This window comes from Streptomyces sp. SM10 (genome assembly GCF_002910915.1).
In the GTDB taxonomy this organism is placed as follows: Bacteria; Actinomycetota; Actinomycetes; order Streptomycetales; family Streptomycetaceae; genus Streptomyces.
In genome coordinates, this window is sequence record NZ_NEUF01000070.1 from 1 (window position 1) to 5,304 (window position 5,304).

A 5,304-nucleotide genomic window follows, 5' to 3' on the forward strand; every position below is an offset into this window, starting at 1 on the left:
GCCAGGAGCTTCGTGTGCTTGTCTACCCGTCGTCGATCGATCTGTCCACCCGCACCCTGCGGTTCCTGACCGGGCAACTGACAGCCAGGCGGAGGGAGATCGGCACGCGGTGGCGGCGGCTTCCCGCAGCGCGACAGGCTCTGCTGGCCCTGGCCCACCTGCGGTGCGGTGACACCTACGCACAGCTCGCGGCCGGTTTCGGCATCGGGATCGCGACCGCCTTCCGCTACATACGCGAGGCCGTCGACACCCTGGCCACCCTCGCCCCGTCCCTGGCCGAGGCGATCAAGGCGATCCGGGCGAAGGCGTTCGTCATCCTCGACGGCACCCTGCTGCCGATCGACCGGATCGCCGCCGACACCCCGTACTACTCCGGGAAACACAAGCGCCACGGCATGAACGTCCAGGTCCTCACCGACCCGTTCGGACGACTGCTCTGGGCCTCGCCCGCGCTGCCCGGCTCCACTCACGACCTCACCGCCGCGCGCCAGCACGGGATCATCGAAGCCCTCGCTGAAGCGGGACTCAGATGCTGGGCTGACGGTGATGTCTCCGACGAGTTTCAGACCGGCCATCGGAGCGGTGAAGTCACGCATGACCAGGTCCTTCGCTGGCACCGCCTTCCTGTCCTGGCGGGTCAGCGACTTGCGCCGCCGCCTGGACATGCCCTGGATGGCGTGCTCGCGCATGATCCGCGCGACCCGTTTCCTGTTCGCCGTGACTCCCCGGCGGTGCAGGGCGCGGGTGACACGCAGGGCCCCGTACGTCCCCGACGAGGCATCGTGGACCTGTCGGATCTCCACGAGCAGTTCCTCGTCCGAGGCGCCCTTCGCGTCTCTGGCGGGCTGCCGCTCCCTCCATCCGTAGTAGCTGGATCGGTCCCATCCCAGCAGGTCACACACTTTTTTGACAGCGTGTTCCGCGCGGATCTCGTCGACGAAGCGGTAGCGGATCACTGCCCCGTCTCCCGCGCGAAATAGGCGGCCGCCCTCTGCAGGATGTCGATGTCCTGCCGGGCATGCGCCAGCTCGTGATTCCGATCGGACAGCAGCCGGTCCAGCTCGCGGACCTGTGCTTTCAGCGCTTCGACCTCCCGGCTCACCGCGGCGTCACCGCCGTCGTTCCCGGCGGCCTTCCGCCGCCGGCCCAGCTCGCGCTCCACCCAGGTGCCCAGCGTCGCCTTGTGTACACCCAGCGACCGCGCGATGTCCGCAACCGGCCTCTCCGGAGAGGAGAGCACCAGCTCAACCGCGTCCTTCTTGAACTCCTCCGGGTACTGCTTGCCACGAGCCATGACAGACCACTTCCACCCGCAGGCCGCCACGCGACCCGCCGTTCAGGTGTCGGCATCGAAGGGGTCACCTCAGTGGAGTCCCGCACCTACCTGGACGGCAGCGAAGTCGGCGGGTTCGTGGACAACCGCATCGACATCTACGACGCCGACACGGGCCGCGCGCTCGACGTCGGCCGGATCATCTAACACTCACGCGACAGAAGCACACAGAGGCCGTCTCCGCCGACATGGGGGAGACGGCCGACGCATTCCCCTAACTGCCCCTGGAGCGGCCCGACATGGGCCCTCCAGGGGCTCCCCAGACCTGAGAGGCGAACACCATGGACTACACCGACCACGCCAAGAACGCCCCCGTCTCATGCCCGCAGTGCGGCGCTGACGTGGAGCAGACCTCCGGCCGCGGAAAGATCAAGCGCTTCTGCAACCCGTCCCATGGGCGTAGCTGGCGCACGCGCATGCGCTCGGCCGGCTGGCTCTGACGTTCTTTGGCCCGCTCACCTCTCGTCGGCGTACCGTCTAAGGGGTGAGCGAGCATCTCGGAGACAAGCTCTCCCGCCTTCGCCGGCTGTCCGACCTGACACAGGAGGAGTTGGCGGAGAAGTCAGGCGTGTCCGTCGACGTCGTGCGCAAGCTAGAACAGAAGCGCAAGGCGTCCGCGCGCCTGCCGACGCTGCACGCTCTGGCCAGTGGGCTCGGTGTCGAACTGACGACGCTCCTGGGAGACCCTCCCGGGGTCTCGTCGACAGGGGAGACCGACCCGCCGCAGTTGGTAGCCGTGCGGCGCGCCATCCATCCACTGATGTTCGCCCCTCCGCAGGAGTCCGACGGGGCGGAAGTGCTCACGCCCGCACTCCTGCGCGCGGAGATCGCCGACGCGTGGACCATGTACCACTCGGCGGAGTTCCCGCAGCTTCTGAACTTGCTCCCGGGGATCCTCGCTGACGCTCGCGTCACAGCCTCGCAAGAGCACCACGAGGGACAAGCCGCACTCGGCAAGGCATTCCAGCTAGCCGGACACCTGAGCATCCGTCTGGGGAAGCTGGACCTGGCCCTAGCCGCCCTGGAGCGAGCCATAGCTGCCGCGGACGTCTCCGGGGACCCGCTCCTCGTCCCCATGATCTGCAATTCCCTGGCGTGGGCGTACCAACGATCCAACCGGCTGGACGACGCGAAGAGCATCGCTCTGTACGCGGCCGACGGCATGGAGCGGGACGGACTCACCGACGACGCGTCGGGGCTGCGCGTGTGGGGCGGCTTGACCATGAGCGCCGCCACCTCGTACGCCCGCCTGGACGAGTACGACGCCGCGGACAGGATGATGCGTGCCGCGGAAGAGGCCGCCGGCCGTCTGGCGAAGATGCCACCCGCGGAGGGGGATGGACGGCTTCTGTCCGTCTTCAGTAAGTCGTCCGTCCGCATCGAGCGCGTGCGCCTGGCGGTGCAGCATGAGCGGCCGGAGGAGGCGCTACGCCTGGCTAAGGGGATGCGGCTGTCGAAGGACACGCCCGCGTCCTGGCGTACGTGGCTGCTCCTGGACGTCGCCCGCGCGCACACCGACCTAGGAGACGCGGAGGGCGCCGTAAAGGCTCTGGAGAGCCTGCGACGTGTCGCGCCCACTTGGATGCGGCACCACACCCTAGCCGTGGCCATCGTGTCCGACTTGATGGCCCTCCAGAATCGTCCGCCGGGGCTTCGCTCTATCGCTGAGTTTCTCGGCGTGACGAATTAGCGTTGCCGAAGTAGGACGTTGCGCCCCTGTATCGATGTCCCGTGGAGCGAAACCCTGACGTCGTCGACAAGACGACGGAGGTGCGGGGATGGATAACAAAGTGATGCCGGGACCGGTCTACCTGACCGACCCCATGGCGGCGTTAGAGCCGATCCCGAATTTCGGCTGCAAGGTCTGTGCAGCGTTGGGCCGGCAGCGAGACGAGGCCCGAAGGATCGGTGACATGACATCTGTGACGGACTGCAACGTCGAAATCCGGCTGCACCCTCACGCGAAGAGGGAGGCCCGTCGATGAGCCCCCGGGTGATAGTTCGCAGCCTTGTGCACCGGATCGCCGCTCACCCCGACATCCTTCCGACGTACGCGGCAAACTGCACCTCGTGCCACTGGACCGCGGAGCCGTCGAAGGACGGGGAGGCGGTTGACGTGAAGTGCCTGGAGCACGCCGGCAGGAGCGGTCACCGCCAGTTCATGCGCACGGTCACCGGCCGTGCGTTCGTCGTGCGTGAAGGCGAGAGCGACGAGCCTCCCACCCCATAGACCCGCGCTGCTAGTGCCGCGTCAGGCAACGTTCGCCCTGTTGTCGGCAGCGGTGCCAGATGGTGCTCGGTGGAGCGGTTCACTCAGCGCCGAGCTGGTGGTCGGCCCAGACGTAGCTTTCGGGCAGCAGGTCGGTGATGAGGACGGTTCGGATGCGGTCGCCTTCGCCGACGATGACCTTGAGGGACGGGAAGTAGTCGAGGAGGACCTGACGACACCGGCCGCATGGGGGAACAACTCCTCGGTCGCGGTCGCCCACCGCGACGATCGTGTTGAGCTCGTAGGCGCCCTGGGCGGCTGCCGCGCCGATGAGGACCATCTCGGCGCAGGGACCTCCCGTGAAGTGGTAGGCATTCACGGTGGTGACGATCCGGCCGTCCTGGGCGCGGGCCGCGGCTGCCATCGTGTGGTTGTCGCCCCGGCAGCGGGTGCGAGCGACGTGCGCCGCGGCCTGGATGAGTTCGTGGTCGACGGGGTGGGTCTGCGTGGTCATTTTCTCTTCCTTCGTCAGGTGTCAGGCGACGTTGACCCGTGTGACGAGGGTGCGCAAGCGAATATCGGCGGTGTGCTTGTTTCGCCAGATGATGTAGCGGCGGATCATGCTGCCCTGCTCCTTGTGGCTGGCGTGGTCGGTGCCGTCGAGGGTGAAGTAGCGAAGGGCGGTGAACTGGGCCTCGATCCGGTTGAGCCAGGAGCTGTTGGTCGGGGTGTAGGCAATTTCGACGTTGTTCGCCGTGGCCCAGGTGCCGACCCGCTGGCACTTCTTGGTGGTCAGGTGCGGGGAGAAGTTGTCGCAGACGATCGCGATGCGGACCTGGGGCGGGTAGAGGCTGCGCAGATAGCGGCAGAACTCCAGGAACTGGGTGCGCTTCTTGATCGGCTTGATGTGGCCGTAGAGCTTGTCCCTGGCCAGGTCCAGGGCGGCGAACAGGTGCCGTACTCCGCCGTAGCGGTTGTAGGTCGCCCGCCGCCTGCGGCGCGGTGCGCGGTCGGGGTCCTTGTGTTTCCCGCCGCGCTCGGCCCATTGCCGGCCGGGGTGGGGCATCAGGTTGAGCGGCCCGAACTCGTCCACGCAGAAGATGACTTCGGGCTCGTCCACCTCGGGTATGACCTCCCCGTCGGCGATCGCGTAGAGGTGCTCGACCCGGGCCTTCTTGGCCGCGTAGTCCGGATCGCGGGAGGTCTTCCAGGTCTTCAGGCGTTGAAAGGAGACGCCTTCCTCGCGGAGCAGGATGCGCAGGCCCTCGTGGCTGATGTCGTCGACCACCCCCTCGGCGACCAGGAAGTCCGCCAGCTTGGTCAGGCTCCAGGTGGAGAACGGCAGGTCGTGCTCGGTCGGCTTCGACTTCGCGATCTTTTTGATCTCGCGCCGCTCGGGCAGTGTGAACGTCTTCGGACGCCCGCCCTTGTACTTCGGATACAGCGACTCGAAGCCGTCGGCGTTGAAGTTGTGGATCACATCCCGGACCCGGTCCGCGCTGGTGAAGGTGACCTCGGCGATCTTCGCCACCGGCATGCTCTGCGCGGACAGCAGGACCATCTGGGCCCGCCGCCAGGTCACCACCGACCCGGTGCCCCGGCGGATGATCCGCAGCAGCCGTCTGCCCTCATCATCGTCGATCTCGCGTACGCGTACTCGCTCTGCCACCTGGACAGGGTGACGGCCACGCGCCGCCCGGCACAGCACCGGGACGGCGCGTCACGTCACAACAGGGCAAACGTTGCCTGACGCGGCACTAGC

Annotated in this window: 6 protein-coding genes and 2 pseudogenes; 4 read left to right on the plus strand and 4 right to left on the minus strand. The window is 67.3% G+C overall.

Annotation, left to right across the window (positions count from 1 at the left end; genetic code table 11):
* Positions 1-14: 14 nt before the first annotated feature.
* Positions 15-542, plus strand: a pseudogene (locus B9S57_RS10635) (transposase family protein); the annotation flags it as partial.
* A gap of 165 nt (positions 543-707) precedes the next feature.
* On the opposite strand, the pseudogene B9S57_RS36345 reads toward B9S57_RS10635, so the two are convergent.
* Together B9S57_RS36345 and B9S57_RS10645 are read right to left on the minus strand one after the other, a co-directional pair.
* A pseudogene (locus B9S57_RS36345) lies at positions 708-956 on the minus strand (IS3 family transposase); the annotation flags it as partial.
* The gene (locus B9S57_RS10645) at positions 953-1,294 is read right to left on the minus strand and encodes a transposase (protein ID WP_103515308.1); all 342 of its coding nucleotides are present in this window, start codon (positions 1,292-1,294) and stop codon (positions 953-955) included. The gene B9S57_RS10645 and the pseudogene B9S57_RS36345, both read right to left, overlap by 4 nt.
* Positions 1,295-1,614: 320 nt before the next feature.
* On the opposite strand from B9S57_RS10645, the gene B9S57_RS34420 reads away from it, so the two are divergent.
* The 3 genes from B9S57_RS34420 (at position 1,615) to B9S57_RS10660 (ending at position 3,563) form a co-directional block, all read left to right on the plus strand.
* The gene (locus B9S57_RS34420; RefSeq protein WP_181011310.1) at positions 1,615-1,773 is read left to right on the plus strand and encodes a hypothetical protein; all 159 of its coding nucleotides are present in this window, start codon (positions 1,615-1,617) and stop codon (positions 1,771-1,773) included.
* A gap of 44 nt (positions 1,774-1,817) precedes the next feature.
* Positions 1,818-3,023: a helix-turn-helix domain-containing protein gene (locus B9S57_RS10650; protein WP_103515309.1), complete on the plus strand. Its 1,206-nt coding sequence runs from the start codon at positions 1,818-1,820 to the stop codon at positions 3,021-3,023.
* A 291-nt stretch (positions 3,024-3,314) separates the two neighbouring features.
* Positions 3,315-3,563: a hypothetical protein gene (locus B9S57_RS10660; protein ID WP_103515311.1), complete on the plus strand. Its 249-nt coding sequence runs from the start codon at positions 3,315-3,317 to the stop codon at positions 3,561-3,563.
* Positions 3,564-3,642: 79 nt separating this feature from the next.
* Here the strand turns inward: B9S57_RS10660 and B9S57_RS10665 are convergent, their stop codons facing one another.
* On the minus strand, positions 3,643-4,056 hold the full coding sequence (locus B9S57_RS10665) for a cytidine deaminase (protein WP_103514549.1): 414 nt from the start codon (positions 4,054-4,056) through the stop codon (positions 3,643-3,645).
* Positions 4,057-4,077: 21 nt separating this feature from the next.
* Entirely contained in the window at positions 4,078-5,211 is a 1,134-nt protein-coding gene (locus B9S57_RS10670; RefSeq protein WP_103514550.1) for an IS630 family transposase, read from the minus strand.
* Positions 5,212-5,304 lie beyond the last annotated feature (93 nt).

Excerpts from the sequence above, each read along its gene's own strand:
- B9S57_RS10645 (WP_103515308.1), bottom strand. The coding sequence starts at position 1,294 with ATGGCTCGTGGCAAGCAGTACCCGGAGGAGTTCAAGAAGGACGCGGTT.
- B9S57_RS34420 (WP_181011310.1), top strand. The coding sequence starts at position 1,615 with ATGGACTACACCGACCACGCCAAGAACGCCCCCGTCTCATGCCCGCAG.
- B9S57_RS10660 (WP_103515311.1), top strand. The coding sequence starts at position 3,315 with ATGAGCCCCCGGGTGATAGTTCGCAGCCTTGTGCACCGGATCGCCGCT.
- B9S57_RS10665 (WP_103514549.1), bottom strand. The coding sequence starts at position 4,056 with ATGACCACGCAGACCCACCCCGTCGACCACGAACTCATCCAGGCCGCG.